Source organism: Streptomyces huasconensis (genome assembly GCF_021028635.1).
Taxonomy (GTDB): Bacteria; Actinomycetota; Actinomycetes; order Streptomycetales; family Streptomycetaceae; genus Streptomyces; species Streptomyces huasconensis.
In genome coordinates, this window is sequence record NZ_CP086119.1 from 2,152,944 (window position 1) to 2,171,535 (window position 18,592).

Consider the following 18,592-nt stretch of genomic DNA (forward strand, 5'->3'; position numbering starts at 1 on the left):
CGCGTCCCGAAGCCCTCACGGGGTTGATGCAGCCCCGCCCCATTCACGCGACCGCCACGCGGCTCAGTGGCGTCCAGTACCGCGTTGATGCACTCACGCCCACGCTGACCAGAAAAATTGGTACTCCGCTCGGGAACCTCCCGGAAGAGGCCTCCCGCACGGCCCGAATATCCCGGACAGCCCGGTCCTCCTACAGCACCGGCAGGTTCTTCCGCAGTTCGAAGGCCGTGACCTCGCTGCGGTACTCCTCCCACTCCTGCTTCTTGTTCCGGAGGAAGAAGTCGTACACGTGCTCGCCCAGCGTCTCGGCGACCAGCTCCGACTTCTCCATGAGCGCGATCGCCTCGCCCAGGTTCTGCGGCAGCGGCTCGATGCCCATCGCGCGGCGCTCGGCGTCGGAGAGCGCCCACACGTCGTCGTCGGCGCCCGGCGGGAGTTCGTACCCCTCCTCGATGCCCTTCAGCCCGGCGGCGAGCAGCACCGCGTAGGTCAGGTAGGGGTTGGCGCCCGAGTCGATCGAGCGGACCTCGACGCGCGCCGAGCCGGTCTTGCCCGGCTTGTACATCGGCACGCGGATCAGCGCGGAACGGTTGTTGTGTCCCCAGCAGATGTACGAGGGTGCCTCGCCGCCCGCGCCCGCCGTGCGCTCGGAGCCGCCCCAGATGCGCTTGTAGGAGTTCACCCACTGGTTGGTGACGGCGGAGATCTCGGCGGCGTGCCGCAGCAGGCCCGCGATGAAGGAGCGGCCGACCTTGGAGAGCTGGTACTCGGCACCGGACTCGTAGAAGGCGTTGCGGTCGCCCTCGAAGAGGGACAGATGCGTGTGCATGCCGCTGCCGGGGTGCTCGGAGAACGGCTTCGGCATGAAGGTGGCCTGCACGCCCTGCTCCAGCGCGACCTGCTTCATGACCAGGCGGAACGTCATGATGTTGTCGGCCGTGGAGAGCGCGTCCGCGTACCGCAGGTCGATCTCCTGCTGGCCCGGCGCGCCCTCGTGGTGGCTGAACTCGACCGAGATGCCCATGGATTCGAGCATCGTGATGGCCTGGCGGCGGAAGTCCATGCCCACGTTCTGCGGGGTGTGGTCGAAGTAGCCGGAGTTGTCGGCGGGCGTCGGGCGCGAGCCGTCCAGCGGCTTGTCCTTCAGGAGGAAGAACTCGATCTCGGGGTGGGTGTAGAAGGTGAAGCCGAGGTCGGAGGTCTTGGCGAGGGCGCGCTTCAGTACGTAGCGCGGGTCCGCGAAGGAGGGGGAGCCGTCCGGCATCAGGATGTCGCAGAACATGCGGGCGGTGCCGGGGGCCTCCGCGCGCCAGGGCAGCACCTGGAACGTCGACGGGTCCGGCTTGGCGATCATGTCCGACTCGTACACCCGGGCGAAGCCTTCGATCGCCGAGCCGTCGAAGCCGATGCCCTCGTCGAAGGCCTGCTCCAGCTCGGCCGGGGCCACGGCCACCGACTTCAGGAAGCCGAGGACATCCGTGAACCACAGGCGTACGAACCGGATGTCGCGCTCCTCCAACGTACGGAGCACGAATTCCTGCTGCTTGTCCATCTTCCGCTTCCACCCATCCTTGCTGGTCAGGCCATCCTTGCCGGTCAGGCCGCCTGCTCCCGCACCATGTGACACCTCGGGCACACGAGCATCCCACCACGCGGTTTCGAACGCGTTGCGGGTCCGTGGCGCGTGCCGCTCTGTGCCCATAGTGCCTGCTGATGGGCCGCGCTGTAACGGCGGCGGGGTACCGCCGCGGCCGTGGCTCGCTGGAGGGGGGCGGCGTACGTCTGCCGGCTCGGGTGGTCCGGGGGAGCGGCGTGCGTCTGTCTGTCGGCTCGGGTCGTCCCGAGGGGGCGGCGTGCGTCTGTCTGTCGGCGCGGGTCGTCCCGAGGGGGCGGCGTGCGTCTGTCTGTCGGCGCGGGTCGTCGGGGGCGGGGGTCGCGGCTTCTGTTCGTGGGGGGCCGGGCTCGTCTCCCGGTTCGGCTGCGTTTGGGGCGCGTCTCCCGTTCGTCGGGGGGCGGGGCCGCGGCGGTATGTCCGTCCTCGCCATCTTGGCGTCGGCGCCTCGCCGCTTCGGGGCCCGGCGTCGCACCACTGTGCTCCGGGCGGACATACCGCCACGTCCCCTCAGGTCGCACTCACGGCTGCGGACCGGTGGGCCACCGTGCCAAGGCCCCTACGGGAGCGCAGCACCGCCGGATGACGGGCGGGTCGGTGGGAGATGTCCTTGCGGGGCGCCCGGTGGCGTTCAGGGGCCGCCCCGCCCCACCCCCCGCCGGGGAACCTCACGCCAGCCGCCCCAGGTCCTCCCGGCGGAGCCGCCCCCGCAGCGGCTCCCCGGCCACGTACCGCTCGATCTCGGCGGCCGCGTACTCCCCGAGCCGCCGCACCTCGCTCCCCTGCGCGCCCGCGATGTGCGGCGTGACGAGGACGTTCGGGAGGGTCAGCAGGGCGTGCCCCGCGGGCAGCGGCTCGGGGTCCGTGACGTCCAGGAACGCGTCGAGGCGGCCCGTGCCGCACTCCCGGGCCAGCGCCTCCGTGTCGACGAGTGAGCCCCGGGCCGTGTTGATGACGCAGCCCCCGTCCGGGATGAGTCTCAGCATGGCCTCGCTCAACAGGCCGTGCGTCTCGGGGAGTTGCGGCGCGTGCACCGTGACGATGCCGCTGCGGGCGCACAGTTCGGGGAGCGGGGACAGCTCGGCGCCGAGCGACGCCGCCTCGGCGGGCGTCACGTAGGGGTCCGTGAGGAGTACGCGATACCCCGCGTCCGAGGCCCGCAGCGCGGCGATCACGCCCCGCCCGATGCGGGACGCCCCGATGACGCCGACGGTGCGCGCGTCGGCCCCGGTGCGCTCGGTGAACGGCGGCCACCCGGCCGCGTACCCGGCCGCCGTCCGCAACGCCCCCTTCGCCGCGAACGTGATGGCCGCCAGCGTGAACGCCACCACCGGAGCCGCGTTGGCGTCCGCCGCCGAGGAGACGACGATGCCGCGCTCCCACACCGCCTCCGTCACCATCGCCTTGACGGACCCCGCGGCGTGCACGACCGCCCGCAGGCGGGGCGCGTACGCCAGGACCTCGGGGGTCAGCGGCGGGCACTCCCAGCCCGTGACCAGGATCTCCGCCCCGGCGAGCACCCGGCGCGACGCGGCCCCGGTGAGCGGCCCGGTCAGGACGCCGGGAGCCAACTCCACGCGGGCGCCGAGCCGTTCCCGCAGGTCGGGAGGGAAGACCCGGGCCGCGACGTCGGCGCCCATCGCCAGGGCCGTGATCGGCGGGCCGCCGGCCCGCTCCGCCTGCTGTGCCTGATCTGCCACGCGTGACCGTCCCTCGTAGAAACCGGTTACCCACCAGTGCCCGGAGGCTAGGACCAACCCGGGAAGACGGTCAAGATACGCCCGGGCAAAGGGGGTTGACCGAGGACAGTAACCGCTTTAGATTCCGGGCACCTTATTCCGACGACGGAGGGGTTGCCGTGCCGACGGTGACGAAGAACCGGGCGGAAACCGAGGCGGTGAAGCCGCCCGACAGGCGTGACAACAGGGCAAGCGGCCGCAAACCACCCCACGGCGAGCTGCGGAAACGGTTTCAACGCACCCGCCTCCTGGTCCTCCTCATGGTGCCGGGGCTGGTGTACTTCCTGGTCTTCCACTACGGCGCCTTCGTCGCCAACGCGGTGGCCTTCAAGGAGTACGTCCCCTTCGACGGCCTGTGGGCCAGCCCCTGGGTCGGCACCGCGAACTTCGAGCGCATGTTCGGCGACCCGGACTTCTGGCACGCGACGTGGAACACCCTGTTCATCGCGGTGCTCCAGCTCGTCTTCTTCTTCCCGGCGCCGCTCGCGCTCGCCCTGCTCCTGCACAGCCTGACCTCGGACCTGCTGCGCCGCTTCACGCAGTCCGTGATCTATCTGCCCCACTTCCTGTCGTGGGTCGTCGTGGTCGCGCTCTTCCAGCAAGTGCTGAGCGACACCGGCCTGTTGAACACGTTCCTGAGCGACTCCGGGCTGCACACCGTCGACATCATCGGCAACCCGGACGCGTACAAGCCGCTCGTCGTGTTCGAGGTGATCTGGAAGGACGCCGGGTGGGGGACGATCATCTTCCTCGCCGCGCTCATGCAGGTCGACGAGCAGCTGTACGAGGCGTCCGCGATCGACGGGGCCGGGCCCTGGCGCCGGTTCTGGCACGTCACGCTGCCGGGCATCCGGCCCATCATCGTCCTGCTGCTGATCATGCGGCTCGGCGACATCCTCTCCGTCGGCTTCGAACAGATGCTGCTGCAACGGCAGTCGGTCGGCCCGGAGGTCGGCGAGGTGCTCGACACCTTCGTGTTCTGGCAGGGCATCGTCGGCGGCGACACCGGATACGCGGCCGCCGCCGGACTGTTCAAGGGCGTCGTCGGCGCGGCGCTCGTCTTCGCCGCCAACCGGGTCGCCCACCGGCTCGGCGAGCAGGGGGTCTACAAGTGAGTGCAGGACACGTCTCCAGGCCCGCCTGGATGGAGCGGCCCCGGTTCGCCACCCAGGCCGCCAAGGCCGTCGCGGTCGCGGTCGTTCTCGCGCTGGTGCTCGTGCCGTTCCTCGTCATCGTCTCGACCTCGCTCGCCTCCAACCGCGAGGTCGTGGAGAACGGCGGCTGGGTCCTGTGGCCGAGCGACCCGACGCTGCGTGCCTACCGCACCATCCTCAGCGGCGGCATCGTCACCAAGGCGCTGGGTGTGAGCGTGGCCCTCACCGTCGTGGGCACGCTGTTCTCCCTGGCGTGCACCACCTTCCTCGCGTACGCCCTCGCCCGCCCCGGTGTCTTCGGCGGCAGGCCCGTCCTGCTGCTCGTCCTCTTCACCTTCCTCTTCCCGCCCGGCATGATCCCCGCGTTCCTGCTGGTCAAGGGCTTGGGGATGATGGATACGTATGCCGCGCTCATCGCCCCCGTCCTCATCAACGTCTTCAATCTGATCGTGCTGCGCGGCTTCTTCCAGGGCATTCCCGAGGAGCTGTACGAGGCGGCCCGGCTCGACGGCGCGGGCGACTGGCACATCCTGTGGCGCATCGTGCTGCCGCTCTCCAAGGCGGCCCTCGCCGTGGTCTCCCTCTTCTACGCCGTCAGTTACTGGAACGCCTGGTTCCATGCCTCGATCTACATGGAGTCGGACCACTGGCCGCTCTCCCAGGTGCTCCGTACGTACGTCATCGGCGGCTCGCAGATCGCCGACACGGGGCTGAGCGAGGCCGGCCTGGTCTCCGCCCCGCAGACGACGCAGATGGCCGTCCTGGTGATCGCCACCGTGCCGATCCTGGTCGTCTACCCCTTCCTCCAGAAGTACTTCACCAAGGGCGTGCTCACCGGCGCCATCAAGAGCTGATCCCCGCGTATCACCGTCGTACAGAAGGGCTCATCCCTGTGTCCGGTTCCTCGATGTCACGGCGCACCCTGCTGCGCTCCATAGCCGTCGGCGGCGCCGCCCTGGCCGCCCCTTCCGTCCTCACCGCCTGCTCGACCGGCTCCGGCGGTGGCGGAAGCGTCTCCAACGCGGGCAAGAAGGCGGTGCCCTGGCCCGCGTACACGCCCACCGGCGGCCCCGCCCCCGACCTGGCGCCGACCGAGGAGGGCGTGCAGGCCGGGTACACGAAGTACCCCGAGAAGCTCGTCCGGGCGACGGCCGAGAAGCCGGGCGACGGCAAGCAGAAGGTCAAGGTGCTGACCATCACGTACGGCACCCCGCCCAAGCCGGTCGGCCGCAACGCGTACTGGCAGGCGGTGAACGAAGCCCTCGGCGTGGAGATCGAGTTCACCGTCGTGCCGGACGCGGACTTCCGCGCCAAGATGTCCACGCTGATGTCCGGCGACGACCTGCCCGACATGATCAACTTCGGTGGCGGTTACGTCCTGCCGAGGGAGTCGCAGTTCGTGAAGGCGCGCTGCGCCGACCTGAGCGAGCACCTGTCCGGCGACGCCGCCAAGGACTACCCCCACCTCGCCGGCATCCCGACGTACGCGTGGGAGGGCATGGGCCGCATCGCCGGGCGCATCTACGGAGTGCCGGTCGAGCGCGCCAAGGTGCAGGGCGCCATGTTCATCAACCGCGAGGCCTTCGACGAGGCCGGCTACCGGCCCGGCATGTCCGCCGCCGACTTCCGGGCGATGGCGAAGGAGGCGTCCCAGGGCAAGCGGTTCGCCCTCGGCGCGTCCACCGTGGGCTTCTTCGGATACCTCTACCACGCGATGTGGCACGGCGCGCCCAACCAGTGGCAGATCAAGGACGGCAAGGTCATCGACATGTACGGGACCGACGCGTTCAAGGCCGCCCTGGAGTACATGGCCCGGCTGCGCCGGGACGGCTCGTACAACCCCGACGCCACCTCGATCTCCCAGGTGGACCTGAAGACGCAGTTCCACAACGGCACGGTCCGCTCGATGACGGACGGCTGGGGCGCCGTCATGTCCAACGCCCAGGGCATCAAGGACGAGTTCACGCTCGACGTCGCCGAGCCGTACGCGGTCGACGGGGCCACCCCGGTCTACCAGCAGAACCGCGGCTGCTTCGGCTACACCGTCATCAAGAAGGCCTCCAAGGAGCGCGTGCGGCTGATGCTGCGCGTACTGAACTGGCTCGCCTCGCCGTTCGGCACCAAGGAGTACGAACTGACGCACTACGGCGTCGAGGGCACCCACTTCCGGTACGACAAGGCGGGCGACCCGGTCGCCACCGAGCTGGGCCTCGTCGACTCGCGCACCAACCTGCCCTTCCCGTACCTCATGGACGCGCCCCAGCCGCTGTACTTCCCCGGCTTCCCCGACCTCACGAAACGGCTGCACGCCTGGCAGAAGAAGGTCGTGCCACTGCTCGTCCCCGACGACCACTGGGGCCTGATGTCGGACACGTACAACCGGCAGAGCGCCACGATGGACCAGATCATCACGGACGGCGTCACGGCGGTCGTCGCCGGGCGCAAGAAGCTCTCCGACTGGGACGGCATCTACGAGAAGTGGCGGTCCCAGGGCGGCAAGCGCTCCGCCGAGGAGTTCCTGAAGGAGTACGAGGCCGCGCACTGAGCCGGGCGCGGGGCGCGGGATGATGGGTCCGGGGCGATGCCGTCGGGGGCAACGGCGCCTCGGGCCAGTGGGGTTGCCGAGTGAGGGAGACACATGGGAGAGCGAGTCACCATCCGCGACGTGGCCGCGCGCGCGGGCGTCTCCGTAGCGACCGTCTCGCGGGTCCTCGCGGGCAACTACCCGACGTCCACGGCGTCGCGCGCCAAGGTGCTGCGGGCCGTCAAGGACCTGGACTACGTCGCCAACGCGCACGCGCGCGCGTTGGCGGGCGCCGGGCGCAAGACGATAGCCGTGCTCATGCTCGACGTGGTGGGCGCCTTCTACGCGCAGGTCGCCCAGGGCGTGGAGATGGAGGCCGCCCAGCACGGCCGGCTCACCCTCGTCGCCTCCACGGGCAGCGACACGGCCCGCGAGCTGGCCCTGGTCCAGATGATGCGCGAACAGGCCGCCGAGGCCGTGATGCTGGTGGGCGGGGTCACGCAGGACGACGAGTACCGCCGGCGGATGGCGCGCTACGCCGAGGTCCTCGCGGCGGCGGGTTCCCGGCTCGTGCTGTGCGGCCGCCCCGCGCCGGCGCCCGACGTGCCCGCGCTGGTCGTCGAGTACGACAACGAAGCGGGCGCCCACGCCGTCACCAGCCACCTCCTGGGCGCCGGCCACCGGCGGATCGCCCTGATCGGCTACCAGCCGGGGAACACCACGGGCGAGGACCGCCTCGCCGGGTACCTCCGGGCACTCGCCGACCACGGGGTGGAGCGTGACGAGGCCCTGCTCCACGGCGTCGGCTTCGGGCAGAACCACGGCTACCGGGCGATGCGGGACCTGCTGGAGCGGGCGGACGGGAGACCGGACTTCACGGCGGTCTTCGCGGGGGACGACCGGGCCGCGGCGGCGGCGATTATCGCGCTGCGGGAGTACGGGCTGCGGGTGCCGCACGACATGTCGGTGGTGGGCTACAACGACGACCCCGTGGCCGGGGACATCACGCCCGGCCTGACGACCGTCCACATCCCCGCCGAGGAGATGGGCCGCACGGCGGTGCGCCGCGCCCTGTCCGGTGCGCCGCGCACGGGCCAGGAACGGCATGTGCTGGGCACGCACATCGTGATCCGGGAGAGTGTGCGGGCGGTGCGGGGGGCTGCGGAGGGCTGAGCGGTGCGTGTCGGCGCGGGCCGCGCCCTCAGGAGCGCGCGGCGAGGATCGCCGCCGCCACGTCCGCGGGACGGTCCCGCATCACCAGGTGCCCCGAGGGCGCGGCGATCCGGCAGGTCCCGCCGAGGCGGGCGGCCAGCCCCCGCTGGCGGGCGAGCCACTCCCCCGAGCCCCCCGCGTACGCCGCGAGCACCGTCACCGGCACCCCGCCGGGCAGCGGCGCGGCCCGCCGCAGCTCCGCCAGCTCCACCGCCACGTCGCCGTACGTCATGTACTCCAGGAGCGCCGCCCGCCACACCCGCCCGCTCCCGTACACCCCCGCCCAAGGAGTCGGCGCCGCCAGCCTCCGCAGCGCGGGCCCCACCGCCCGCGGTACCCCTGTCGCGCACAGAAACGCCCCGCACGCGCGCGTGCCCGCCACCCGCGCCCCGCGAGGCACCCGCACCCGTGGCCGCTCCTCCACGCTGGAGTCGACCAGGACGAGCCCCGACGTCCGCTGCGGATACAGCCGCGCGAACGCCTCCATGTGGAACCCGGCGAGCGAGTGCCCCACCACCGTCGCCCGCGCCGCGCCGGGGCCCACGGCGTCCAGCACCCGCAGGACGCGTTCCGCCTCGCCCCGCAAGGAGGGCGCCACGCGCGCGTGGCCGCTCAGTCCGAGCCCGGGGCGGTCGAAGCGGACGACGGTCCGGTGCGGCGCGAGCAGCGGCACCACCGGGTCCCAGTCGAACCAGCCGAGCCCGAGCCCGGCGCTCAGCACACACACCGGCCCGCTCCCCGTCACCTGGACGTGGTGCGGCACTCCCCCGACGCGTACGAACGTCATCCGCGCCGCTCGGACGAGGACGAGGACGCGGACGCTGGCGCGGCGGCGGCCAGGGACCACGCGAGGACCACGGTCCACACGGCGATGAACAGCACCTGGAGCCGCTGCCCGGCCCCGAGCCCCCACGTCCCGCGCCCCGCCTCGATCGCGGCGACGCAGGCCAGGGTCCAGGCGGTGGCGGCCAGTTCGAGGCCGACGAGGGCCGGGCCGGTGCGGGCCAGGGCGGGCCACTCCCCCGCACCGCGCCGCGCCGCGACGGTGAGCAGCGCCATGCCGAGCAGCGCCCCGCCCATCGCGAGGGCGCTGCTGACGGCATGCGCGGAGTGCGTCCAGGGGACGGCGCCCGCCGCCTCCCGCGCGGCACAGGCGGCGTCCGCGGTCGGCGCGCAGCTCAGCGGCAGCCGGGAGTCGACCGCGGTGGCGGCCCCGTACAGCGCGAGCCCGAGCCAGCCCGCCGTGGCCCACCCGCGGCGCGGCAGCCACACCAGGGCGCCGACCGCCGCCGCGAGGACGCAGAGCCCCGCCAGCAGGTCCGCGGTGCGGAAGAACGTGCCGTACGGCTGGTCCTCGGCGGCGAGTTCACTGACGTACGTCTGGAAGGGCGACAGGCCGGTCGTCAGGAACGCCTCGAACGCCCAGGTGGTGTACAGGAGCGCGCCGAGCAGGAGGAGGCCCGCGAGGGCGAGGCGGGGCCGCCGTCGGCCGCCGGCCCGCTGCCGCGTCGGCTGTGAGGGCATGGGGTCGGCCGCCGTCGTGGAGGGGAAGCTCGGGGGGCTCATGCTAGGCCGCCGGGTGGGACGGCCGGTGTTCCGGGTGGACCCACCCCGGTTTGCGGAACGTGAGGAAGGCCGCGGGTGCCAGCACGCCGAGGGCGAGCAGCCCGCCGCCGACGATCAGCAGATAGCGCCACAGCGGCCCCTCGCCGAACTGGTCCGGCGGCACGAACCCGATGGCGAGCGCGAGGACCGACGCGACGAAGCCGACGCCCGCGACGAGCGTCACGGCGGGGACCACGAAGCCGCGCGGCACGTGCGGCTGCGACGTACGGAGCCGCACGACGGCCACGAACATCAGCAGGTAGGCGATGAGGTAGATCTGCACGGTGACGACGGAGAACATCCAGTAGGCGCTCGACACGTCGTCACTGAAGGCGTACATGACGCCGATCAGGGTGGTGACGACGCCTTGGGCGACCATGATGTTCCGGGGGACGCCCGCCTTGTTGAACTTCTGGAGGACAGGCGGCAGATAGCCCTCCTGCCGGGAGAGCGCGACGAGCCCCTTGGCGGGCCCCGCGAGCCAGGTGAGCATGCCGCCGAGCGCCGCCATGACGAGCATGACGCCGACGACCTTCGTCATCCAGCCGATGTGGAAGTGGTCGAAGAACGCCTGGAAGGCCTGCATCAGTCCGGCCGTGAGGCTGAGGTCCCCGGACGGCATGACCCAGCTGATGGCCAGGGCCGGGAGGACGAAGATCAGCAGGACGAGACCGGTGGCCAGGAAGATCGAGCGCGGGTACTCGGCCCGGGGGTGGCGCAGCGACGACACGTGGACGCCGTTCATCTCCATGCCCGCGTAGGAGAGGAAGTTGTTGACGATGAGGACGAGGCTGGCGAGTCCGGTCCAGGGCGGCAGCCAGTGGTCGGCGCTCATCGGCGCGGCGGACGGGTTGCCCTGCCCCAGGAAGACGATGCCGAGGGCGACGAGGACGACGCCGGGGACGAGGGTGCCGATGATCAGCCCGAGGGAGGAGAGCCCGGCGACGGTCCTGGTGCCCCGGCAGGTGATCCACACGCCCGTCCAGTAGATGACGACGATGACGATCGCCACGTAGAGGCCGTTCTCGGCGAGGCCGGGGTCGATGACGTAGGCGAACGTCGAGGCGACGTAGGCGAGCAGGCTCGGGTAGTACGCGATGGTCATGGCGAACTGGCACCACACGGCGACGAAGCCGAGGGGCTTGCCCAGCGCCTCGCTCACCCACCGGTAGATGCCGCCCGACCAGCCGGAGGCGAGTTCGGCGCCGACGAGGGCGGTGGGGAGCAGGAAGACCACGGCGGGCAGCAGGTAGAGGAAGACCGCCGCGAGTCCGTAGAGGGCCATCGAGGGGGACGGGCGGAGGCTGGCCACGGACGCGGTGGTCATGAAGGCGAGCGTCACCCAGGAGATGAACTGCCGGGGGATCGCGGGGTCCGGCTCCGGGAGGGTGTCGGCGCCGGTCCGCCCCGGTTCGTCGTCCGTTGTCGTCATGCGTTCATGATCGACGCAGGGGCGGGAGCCCGCATGTCGTCCCATACCCGGTGGGGGTAGGGTGCCCCCATGGTGAGGACGGGGAACCGCACGGGGCACGGGCAGTGGCTGCTGCTCGCCGCGCTGCTCCTCGGGATCTTCACCATGCATACGTTGGGGCATCCCTCGGGGGGTCACTCTTCGGGGGGCCATGCCTCAGGGAGCCATGCCTCGGGGGGTCATGCCTCGGGGATTCACGCCTCGGGTGAGCACTCCTTGAGCGGGGGGCATGGGGCCGGCCATGCGCTCGCCGCGGCCGCCTCGCACGCCGGGGCAACCGGGGACGCGGTCCAGGAAGCGCGGCCGGAACCGCCCTCTCCCGACGGGGCGGCGGGCACAGGCGGGGGCATGGGCATGGAGCCGCTCTCCGTCTGCCTGGCGGTGCTGCTGGGGGCCTTCACGCTCGTCCTGCTGGTACGGGCGGGACTGGTGCGGCCGGGCGGGACGCTCGCCCGCGCCCCCGCGACCGCCCGCCCGAGCGCCCCGCGGCCCGAGGCGCCGCCGCCCCGTGTCCTGCTCGCCCGTCTGTCGGTGCTGCGCATTTAGGCCGCGCGCCGGCTGCTTCGCGCTGCCCGGAGAACTCGTGGGATTCCGGTGGGAACCCATGGGTGCCGAGCGGTGTGCCTGAAGCAGCGGATGCGCCCATTCGCACGCACCACCATGACGAGGTGTCACCCGACGATGCACGACAACCACGAAGAGCGCTTCGACCACCTCCGGTACGCCGAGCCGCGGCGCACCGCCTCCCGCCGGGCCCTGCTCGGCGCCACGGCCGCCGCCGCCGTGGCCGGTACGGGAATCCTGACGGCCTGCTCCGGCTCCGACGCGGGCGGCGGCCACGGCGACGGTCACACCGGGAGCGGCGGGTCCGGCACGTCCGGTCCCAAAGGGGAGTATGTGGACCCGGCGGGCCCCGAGGTGGCCGCGGCCGAGAAGAGGCGGGGCCGGGGCGACCGGGTCCGTGAAGTGAAGCTGATGGCCATGGAGACCGGCGTCGACCTCGGCGGCCCCGAGGTCCGCACATGGGCGTACGGGGACGCGCTGCCCGGCAAGGAGGTCCGCGTCACCGCGGGCGACACCCTCGCCCTGACCCTCGCCAACCACCTCCCGGAGCCCACCTCCCTGCACTGGCACGGCATCGCCCTGCGCAACGACATGGACGGCGTCCCCGGCCTCACCCAGCGGGCCATCAGGCCCGGCGCGGACTTCACCTACCGCTTCACGGTGCCGGACCCGGGGACGTACTGGTTCCATCCGCACTCCGGCACCCAGCAGGACCGCGGGCTGTACGCCCCCTTGATCGTCGAGGACCCGAAGGAGCCGCTGGAGTACGACAAGGAGTGGGTGGTCGTCCTGGACGACTGGGTCGACGGAGTGGACGGCTCGACCCCGGACGGCGTGCTGGCGGAGCTGAGCAAGGGCATGGCCGACCACGACGGGGGATCGAGCGGGGGCGGCGCCGGAGAGGGCGGCATGGACCACGGCGGCCACGGCATGTGGCACGCGGCGGCGCGGACAGAGCCGTCCCCGAAGCCGAAGTCGAAGTCGAAGCGGTCCTCCGGGCCCTCGCGGATGATGATGGGCGCCAAGAGCGACCTCCTCGGGGGCGACGCGGGCGACGTCGCCTACCCGCACTACCTGATCAACGGCCGTGCGCCGCAGGCCCCCTCCGAGTTCCGCGCCCGCCCCGGCGACCGCATCCGCCTGCGGATCATCAACGCCGGCGGTGACACGGCCTTCCGAGTGGCACTCGGCGGCCACGAGATGACGGTGACGCACACCGACGGCTTCCCCGTGGAGCACGCGAAGACGGACGCGCTGCTGCTCGGCATGGGCGAGCGGTACGACGTCCTGGTCACCGCCGAGGACGGCGCCTTCCCGCTGACCGCGGTGGCCGAGGGCAAGAAGGCGGCGGCGCTCGCGGTGCTGCGCACGGGCGGCGGGGCGGCGCCGTCCGCGTCGGCCCGGCCCGAGGAGCTGCGGGGCCGCCTCCTGACGGCGGACAAGCTGCGGGCGGCCGAGTCCGTCGCCCTGCCGCCCCGCGAGCCGGACCGCACGATCCGGCTCCGCCTGACGGGCGGCATGGCGAAGTACGACTGGGCGTTCGACAAGAAGCCCTACTCCCCCGGCCGGCGCCATCCGCTGCGCGCGGGCGAACGGGTCCGCCTGGTCTTCACCAACTCCACCTCGATGTGGCACCCGGTCCACCTCCACGGCCACACCTTCGCCCTGGCGAACGCGGCGCGCGGCCCCCGCAAGGACACCGCGATCATCGTCCCGAACGGCACGCTGACGGTGGACTTCGACGCGGACAACCCGGGCCTGTGGATGATCCACTGCCACAACGTGTACCACGCGGAGGCGGGCATGATGACGGTCCTGGGCTACCGCACCTGACGGCAGCCGCCGGCCCCGCCGCCAGGGAAGATTACGGATGAGGCGGGGCTCCCGGACCTCCTCCCCGGGAGCCCCGCCGCCGGGCACGGCCCCACCGGACAGGTGGCGCTGTCCTGGAGAGCGGGACAATTGCCGGTCAATCTGGATCTGACCACCGTCACCTTCAAGGACGCGGACGGTGCCGAGGCGCAGAAGATCTTCGACGGCGACCTGCCGAGGGAGCTGGCCGGCAAGCTGCTGCCCGGCAAGGAGGCCGTCGCCACGTACGCCGTGAGCCTGCCGGACGACGCCGCGAGGGCGCTGGAGGTGCAGGTCGAGCCCGGCTTCCTCCGTTACGACAGCGCCACCTGGGCAGGAAGCTCAGGCTGACCTGCGGCGGCGTTGCGCGCGCTCGCGCACGTGAGGCCGCCCGGCAGGGCATCGCGTCGCTCTGACGATTACACTGGGCCCGTGCCTCAACTACGTCTCGCCCTGAACCAGATCGACTCCACCGTCGGCGATCTCGCCGGGAACGCCGAGGCGATCGTCCGCTGGACCCGGCACTCCGCCGAGCAGGGGGCGCATCTCGTCGCGTTCCCCGAGATGGCGCTGACCGGGTATCCCGTGGAGGACCTCGCCCTGCGGTCGTCCTTCGTCCAGGCCTCGCGGGACGCGCTGCACGCGCTCGCCGCCCGGCTGCACGACGAGGGCTTCGGCGAGCTGCCCGTCGTCGTCGGCTACCTGGACCGCACCGAGGAGGCCAAGCCGCGCTACGGCCAGCCCGCGGGCGCGCCGCGCAACGCCGCCGCCGTGCTGCACCGGGGCGAGGCCGTGCTGACGTTCTCCAAGCACCACCTGCCGAACTACGGCGTGTTCGACGAGTTCCGCTACTTCGTGCCGGGCGAGACCCTGCCGGTCGTCCGGGTGCACGGCGTCGACGTCGCCCTCGCCATCTGCGAGGACCTGTGGCAGGACGGCGGCCGCGTACCGGCCACCCGCAGCGCCGGGGCGGGCCTGCTGCTCTCCATCAACGCCTCGCCGTACGAGCAGAACAAGGACGACCAGCGGCTCGAACTGGTCCGCAAGCGGGCGCAGGAGGCGGGCTGCACCACCGCGTACCTCGCGATGATCGGCGGCCAGGACGAGCTGGTCTTCGACGGCGACTCGATCGTCGTCGACAAGGACGGCGAAGTCATCGCACGCGCCCCGCAGTTCGCGGAGGGGTGCGTGGTCCTGGACCTCGACCTGCCCGCCGCCGCGCCCGTGCCGCCGTCCGGTGTCGTCGACGACGGGCTGCGCATCGAGCACGTCACGCTCTCCGAGGAGCCCCTGCCCGCGTACGAGGCGGAGCTGACCGGCGGGTACGCCGAGCGGCTCGACGACGACGAGGAGGTGTACTCGGCGCTGGTCGTGGGCCTGCGCGCGTACGCCGCGAAGAACGGCTTCAGCAGCGTCCTGATCGGGCTCTCCGGCGGCATCGACTCGGCGCTCACCGCCGCCATCGCCTGCGACGCGCTGGGCGCGCGGAACGTCTACGGGGTGGCCATGCCGTCCCGTTACTCGTCCGAGCACTCCATCGGCGACGCGGAGGAGCTGGCGCGCCGCACGGGGCTCAACTTCCGCACGGTGCCGATCGCCCCGATGTTCGACGCGTACATGGGCTCGCTCGGGCTGACCGGCCTTGCCGAGGAGAACCTCCAGTCGCGCCTGCGCGGCACGATGCTGATGGCGATCTCCAACCAGGAGGGGCACATCGTGCTCGCGCCCGGCAACAAGTCGGAGCTGGCGGTGGGTTACTCCACGCTGTACGGCGACTCCGTGGGCGCGTACGGCCCCATCAAGGACGTCTACAAGACGGCGATCTTCCGGCTCGCGCGGTGGCGCAACCGCGCGGCGCAGGAGCGCGGGCAGACACCGCCGATCCCGGAGAACTCCATCAGCAAGCCGCCGAGCGCGGAGCTGCGCCCCGACCAGGTCGACACGGACTCGCTGCCCGACTACCCGGTCCTCGACGGCATCCTTGAGCTGTATGTCGACCGGGACCAGGGCGCCGACGCGATCGTGGCCGCGGGCTTCGACCGCGAGCTGGTCACGAAGACGCTGCGGATGGTGGACACGGCGGAGTACAAGCGCCGCCAGTACCCGCCGGGCACGAAGATCTCCGCGAAGGGCTTCGGCAAGGACCGCCGCCTCCCCATCACCAGCCACTGGCGCGAGACCGCCTCGGGCTGAGACCGGCGGCCCCGACGCGCCGCCCGCCCTCGGGAACCGTCAGCGGTGGGACGGCTCCCGGGGGTGCGCCGGCCCCGAGGCCACCAAGCGCGCCGGCGACGAGGCGGGCGTCGCCCGGCGGTCCACCGCGTAGGCCGCTCCCGCGACCGCGAGGCCGAGGACGGCGAGGATCGCGCCCGTCAGCGCCGGTGATGTCACGCCGAAGCCCGCCGCGAGGGCGAGGCCGCCGATCCAGGCGCCGCCGGCGTTGGCGAGGTTGAAGGCCGCCTGGTTGGCGGAGGAGGCCAGGGACGGGGCCGCCAAGGCCTTCTCCATGACCATCAGCTGGAGCGGCGAGCCCGTGGTGAACGCCGCCATGCCGAGCAGCGTCACCGCGAGCGCCGCGCTCCACGCGCTGCCCATGAGCAGCGGGAAGAGGGCGAGGACCACGGCCAGCGCGGTGAGGCCGCCGAAGAGGGTTCCGCGCAGGGAGTGGTCCGCGAGGCGGCCGCCGAGGAGGTTGCCCGCGGTGGCGCCCACGCCGAACAGCGCGAGCAGCACGGTGACGCTGGACTCGGCGTAGCCCGCCGCGTCCGTCAGCATCGGCGTGATGTAGCTGTACGCCGAGAAGAGCGCGCCGAAGCCCGCGACGGTCGTACCGAGCGCCAGCCACACCGGCACGCTGCGCAGCGCCCGCAGCTCGCCGCGCAGGCCCACCGCGTCGCCGTGGCCGTGGTCGGCCGGGACCAGGAGCGCGAGCGCGGCGATGGCGACCAGGCCGATCGCGCTGACCGCGAGGAACGTGGCGCGCCAGCCGAGCTGCTGCCCCATGGCGGTGGCGACCGGCACGCCGACGATGTTGGCGACGGTCAGGCCGAGGAACATGAGCGAGACCGAGCGGGCCTTGCGCTCGGGGGCGACGAGCCCGGTGGCGACGACCGCGCCGACGCCGAAGAAGGCGCCGTGCGGCAGTCCGCTCAGGAAGCGCGCGGCCAGCAGCGACGTGTTGTCGGGGGCGACGGCGGACAGGGCGTTGCCGACGACGAACAGCACCATCAGGCCGATGAGGACCCGGCGGCGCGGCAGCTTCGCGGTGACGGCGGCGAGCAGCGGGGCGCCGATGACGACGCCGAGCGCGTACGCGGAGACGAGGTGTCCGGCGGTCGGGATGGATATGTGCAGGTCGTCCGCGACGTTGGGCAGCAGGCCCATCATCACGAACTCGGTCGTGCCGATGCCGAAGGCGCCCACGGCGAGGGCGAGCAGGGCCAGGGGCATGAAGAAGTACCTTCCACGGAAGCTGGGGGCAGCGCGGGGGAGAGCGCGGGGAAATCCGTAAGTTTACGTACGGAACAAAGTCGCGGGTACCCAGTATTCCGTCAGGTCACGTCCGAGAGGTCGAAAGCGGGCGACGGGGACGTTACGACGACAGGTCCACCCGCGCCGCGATCGGCAGGTGGTCGCTGCTCGTCTCCGGGAGGGTCCACGAGGAGACCGGCTCGACGCCCTTCACCATGATCTGGTCGATGCGCGCCATCGGGAACGACGCGGGCCAGGTGAAGCCGAAGCCGTCGCCCGCGGCGCCCTGGGTGGACCGCATCTGGGAGGTGACCGCGTTCAGCGCGCGGTCGTTCATGGTGCCGTTGAGGTCGCCGAGCAGGATGACCTTGCCGAGCCCCTCGTCGGCGATGGCCTCGCCGAGCGCGTCGGCGCTGTCGTCGCGCTGGTTGGCGGTGAAGCCCGCGTCGAGCTTGACGCGCACCGACGGCAGGTGCGCGACGTAGACGGCGACGCCGCCCTTGGGGGTCTCGACCGTCGTGCGCATCGCGCGGACCCAGCCCAGCTTGATGTCCACGGGCCGCGTGCCGGAGAGCGGGTACTTGCTCCACAGCCCCACCGTGCCCTCCACCGCGTGGTACTTGTACTGCTGCGACAGCGCCTGCTCGTACGTGGGGACGGCGTCGGCGGTGAGTTCCTCCAGGGCGATCACGTCGGCGCCGGACGCGGCGACGTCCTGGACGGTGCCGGTCGGGTCGGCGTTGTCCGCGTTGACGTTGTGCGTGGCCACCGTGAGGTCGCCGCCCGCGCCCGACTTGTCGCTGATGAGACCGCCGAACGAGTTCAGCCAGATGATCACCGGCAGCAGCAGGGCGATCAGCGCGGTGGCGGACTTGCGGACCACCGCGACGACGAGCAGCACCGGGATGAAGACGCCGAGCCACGGCAGGAAGGTCTCGGTGAGACTGCCGAGGTTGCCGACGTTGTTGGGGATCTGCGCGTGGAAGAGCATCACCAGCGCGATGAGGCCCGCGGCCCCCGCCGTGACGAGACCGCGCTTCCAGATGCCCGGGTCGCCGCGCCAGCCGTCGAGCAGGCGCCGGAACCGGGACCCCGGACGCTCGGGCTCCGAGCCGTCGCTGCCCGTCTCCGTCATATACGCCTGCGCCATGCCTTCGTCGCCTCACTGCCTGCCGTACACACCGTCTCGGTCCGCCCCTGAAACCCTAGGGGATGAACGGTGTCGTCCCTGCCGTCCACGACGGCCGTACAGGCACCATGACGATCGGGGCGGCTCGGCAGGTTCCTGAACAGCGCGCGGGAGCGGACGCTGTGACGAAACCCGCATATCTCCCGTGCGCCGCGCCCGCCTGCCTCCCGGGCGCCGCGCACGCCCAGCTCCCGGGCGCC

General features: G+C 72.1%; 15 protein-coding genes. 8 read left to right on the forward strand and 7 right to left on the reverse strand.

All coding sequences use genetic code 11. The features are described 5' to 3' along the window. Positions 1-190 precede the first annotated feature (190 nt). Both J2N69_RS09700 and J2N69_RS09705 read right to left on the reverse strand, forming a co-directional pair. Positions 191-1,552, reverse strand: coding sequence for a glutamine synthetase family protein (locus tag J2N69_RS09700; RefSeq protein ID WP_030786766.1), 1,362 nt, complete (start codon positions 1,550-1,552; stop codon positions 191-193). Between the two features lie 728 nt (positions 1,553-2,280). Then, positions 2,281-3,252: a hydroxyacid dehydrogenase gene (locus J2N69_RS09705; protein ID WP_408056883.1), complete on the reverse strand. Its 972-nt coding sequence runs from the start codon at positions 3,250-3,252 to the stop codon at positions 2,281-2,283. A 359-nt stretch (positions 3,253-3,611) separates the two neighbouring features. Here J2N69_RS09705 and J2N69_RS09710 point away from each other — a divergent pair, with 359 nt between their 5' ends. From J2N69_RS09710 to J2N69_RS09725, 4 genes are all read left to right on the forward strand, one after another. After that, the gene (locus J2N69_RS09710; protein ID WP_127913175.1) at positions 3,612-4,466 is read left to right on the forward strand and encodes an ABC transporter permease; all 855 of its coding nucleotides are present in this window, start codon (positions 3,612-3,614) and stop codon (positions 4,464-4,466) included. 29 nt (positions 4,467-4,495) lie between these two features. Further along, a complete protein-coding gene (locus tag J2N69_RS09715) occupies positions 4,496-5,359 on the forward strand; it encodes a carbohydrate ABC transporter permease (RefSeq protein ID WP_230904654.1) in 864 nt (287 codons plus the stop codon). 53 nt (positions 5,360-5,412) lie between these two features. After that, the gene (locus tag J2N69_RS09720) at positions 5,413-7,050 is read left to right on the forward strand and encodes an extracellular solute-binding protein (protein WP_230900368.1); all 1,638 of its coding nucleotides are present in this window, start codon (positions 5,413-5,415) and stop codon (positions 7,048-7,050) included. A gap of 93 nt (positions 7,051-7,143) precedes the next feature. Further along, on the forward strand, positions 7,144-8,202 hold the full coding sequence (locus J2N69_RS09725) for a LacI family DNA-binding transcriptional regulator (protein WP_230900369.1): 1,059 nt from the start codon (positions 7,144-7,146) through the stop codon (positions 8,200-8,202). Between the two features lie 28 nt (positions 8,203-8,230). On the opposite strand, the gene J2N69_RS09730 is transcribed toward J2N69_RS09725, so the two are convergent. The 3 genes from J2N69_RS09730 to J2N69_RS09740 are packed head-to-tail and all read right to left on the reverse strand — an operon-like array spanning position 8,231 to position 11,278. Continuing rightward, on the reverse strand, positions 8,231-9,028 hold the full coding sequence (locus J2N69_RS09730) for an alpha/beta fold hydrolase (protein WP_230904655.1): 798 nt from the start codon (positions 9,026-9,028) through the stop codon (positions 8,231-8,233). After that, entirely contained in the window at positions 9,025-9,807 is a 783-nt protein-coding gene (locus J2N69_RS09735) for a DUF998 domain-containing protein (RefSeq protein ID WP_408056693.1), read from the reverse strand. The genes J2N69_RS09730 and J2N69_RS09735 overlap by 4 nt, the downstream gene beginning before the upstream one ends. 1 nt (position 9,808) lies before the next feature. After that, positions 9,809-11,278 carry a glutamate/gamma-aminobutyrate antiporter GadC gene (locus tag J2N69_RS09740; protein ID WP_230900370.1) on the reverse strand — a complete coding sequence of 490 codons (1,470 nt, stop codon included), beginning with the start codon at positions 11,276-11,278 and terminating at the stop codon, positions 9,809-9,811. A 387-nt stretch (positions 11,279-11,665) separates the two neighbouring features. Here J2N69_RS09740 and J2N69_RS09745 point away from each other — a divergent pair, with 387 nt between their 5' ends. The 4 genes from J2N69_RS09745 (at position 11,666) to J2N69_RS09760 (ending at position 15,925) form a co-directional block, all read left to right on the forward strand. After that, a complete protein-coding gene (locus J2N69_RS09745) occupies positions 11,666-11,863 on the forward strand; it encodes a hypothetical protein (RefSeq protein ID WP_230900371.1) in 198 nt (65 codons plus the stop codon). A 135-nt stretch (positions 11,864-11,998) separates the two neighbouring features. Next, complete coding sequence (locus J2N69_RS09750) at positions 11,999-13,714, forward strand: multicopper oxidase family protein (protein ID WP_230900372.1); 1,716 nt, start codon at positions 11,999-12,001, stop codon at positions 13,712-13,714. A 129-nt stretch (positions 13,715-13,843) separates the two neighbouring features. Further along, the gene (locus J2N69_RS09755) at positions 13,844-14,083 is read left to right on the forward strand and encodes a hypothetical protein (protein WP_230900373.1); all 240 of its coding nucleotides are present in this window, start codon (positions 13,844-13,846) and stop codon (positions 14,081-14,083) included. An 81-nt stretch (positions 14,084-14,164) separates the two neighbouring features. Continuing rightward, positions 14,165-15,925 (forward strand): NAD+ synthase, encoded by a 1,761-nt coding sequence (locus tag J2N69_RS09760; RefSeq protein WP_230900374.1) that lies wholly within the window; start codon positions 14,165-14,167, stop codon positions 15,923-15,925. Positions 15,926-15,964: 39 nt separating this feature from the next. On the opposite strand, the gene J2N69_RS09765 is transcribed toward J2N69_RS09760, so the two are convergent. Both J2N69_RS09765 and J2N69_RS09770 read right to left on the reverse strand, forming a co-directional pair. Continuing rightward, complete coding sequence (locus J2N69_RS09765) at positions 15,965-17,182, reverse strand: MFS transporter (RefSeq protein WP_230900375.1); 1,218 nt, start codon at positions 17,180-17,182, stop codon at positions 15,965-15,967. A gap of 142 nt (positions 17,183-17,324) precedes the next feature. After that, the gene (locus J2N69_RS09770) at positions 17,325-18,353 is read right to left on the reverse strand and encodes an endonuclease/exonuclease/phosphatase family protein (RefSeq protein ID WP_230900376.1); all 1,029 of its coding nucleotides are present in this window, start codon (positions 18,351-18,353) and stop codon (positions 17,325-17,327) included. Positions 18,354-18,592: the final 239 nt, after the last annotated feature.

What these genes read in the sequence shown, in the direction of transcription:
- J2N69_RS09700 (WP_030786766.1), bottom strand. Translation starts at nt 1,552, where the DNA reads ATGGACAAGCAGCAGGAATTCGTGCTCCGTACGTTGGAGGAGCGCGAC.
- J2N69_RS09705 (WP_408056883.1), bottom strand. Translation starts at nt 3,252, where the DNA reads ATGGGCGCCGACGTCGCGGCCCGGGTCTTCCCTCCCGACCTGCGGGAA.
- J2N69_RS09710 (WP_127913175.1), top strand. Translation starts at nt 3,612, where the DNA reads ATGGTGCCGGGGCTGGTGTACTTCCTGGTCTTCCACTACGGCGCCTTC.
- J2N69_RS09715 (WP_230904654.1), top strand. Translation starts at nt 4,496, where the DNA reads ATGGAGCGGCCCCGGTTCGCCACCCAGGCCGCCAAGGCCGTCGCGGTC.
- J2N69_RS09720 (WP_230900368.1), top strand. Translation starts at nt 5,413, where the DNA reads ATGTCACGGCGCACCCTGCTGCGCTCCATAGCCGTCGGCGGCGCCGCC.
- J2N69_RS09725 (WP_230900369.1), top strand. Translation starts at nt 7,144, where the DNA reads ATGGGAGAGCGAGTCACCATCCGCGACGTGGCCGCGCGCGCGGGCGTC.
- J2N69_RS09730 (WP_230904655.1), bottom strand. Translation starts at nt 9,028, where the DNA reads ATGACGTTCGTACGCGTCGGGGGAGTGCCGCACCACGTCCAGGTGACG.
- J2N69_RS09735 (WP_408056693.1), bottom strand. Translation starts at nt 9,807, where the DNA reads ATGAGCCCCCCGAGCTTCCCCTCCACGACGGCGGCCGACCCCATGCCC.
- J2N69_RS09740 (WP_230900370.1), bottom strand. Translation starts at nt 11,278, where the DNA reads ATGACGACAACGGACGACGAACCGGGGCGGACCGGCGCCGACACCCTC.
- J2N69_RS09745 (WP_230900371.1), top strand. Translation starts at nt 11,666, where the DNA reads ATGGGCATGGAGCCGCTCTCCGTCTGCCTGGCGGTGCTGCTGGGGGCC.
- J2N69_RS09750 (WP_230900372.1), top strand. Translation starts at nt 11,999, where the DNA reads ATGCACGACAACCACGAAGAGCGCTTCGACCACCTCCGGTACGCCGAG.
- J2N69_RS09765 (WP_230900375.1), bottom strand. Translation starts at nt 17,182, where the DNA reads ATGCCCCTGGCCCTGCTCGCCCTCGCCGTGGGCGCCTTCGGCATCGGC.
- J2N69_RS09770 (WP_230900376.1), bottom strand. Translation starts at nt 18,353, where the DNA reads ATGGCGCAGGCGTATATGACGGAGACGGGCAGCGACGGCTCGGAGCCC.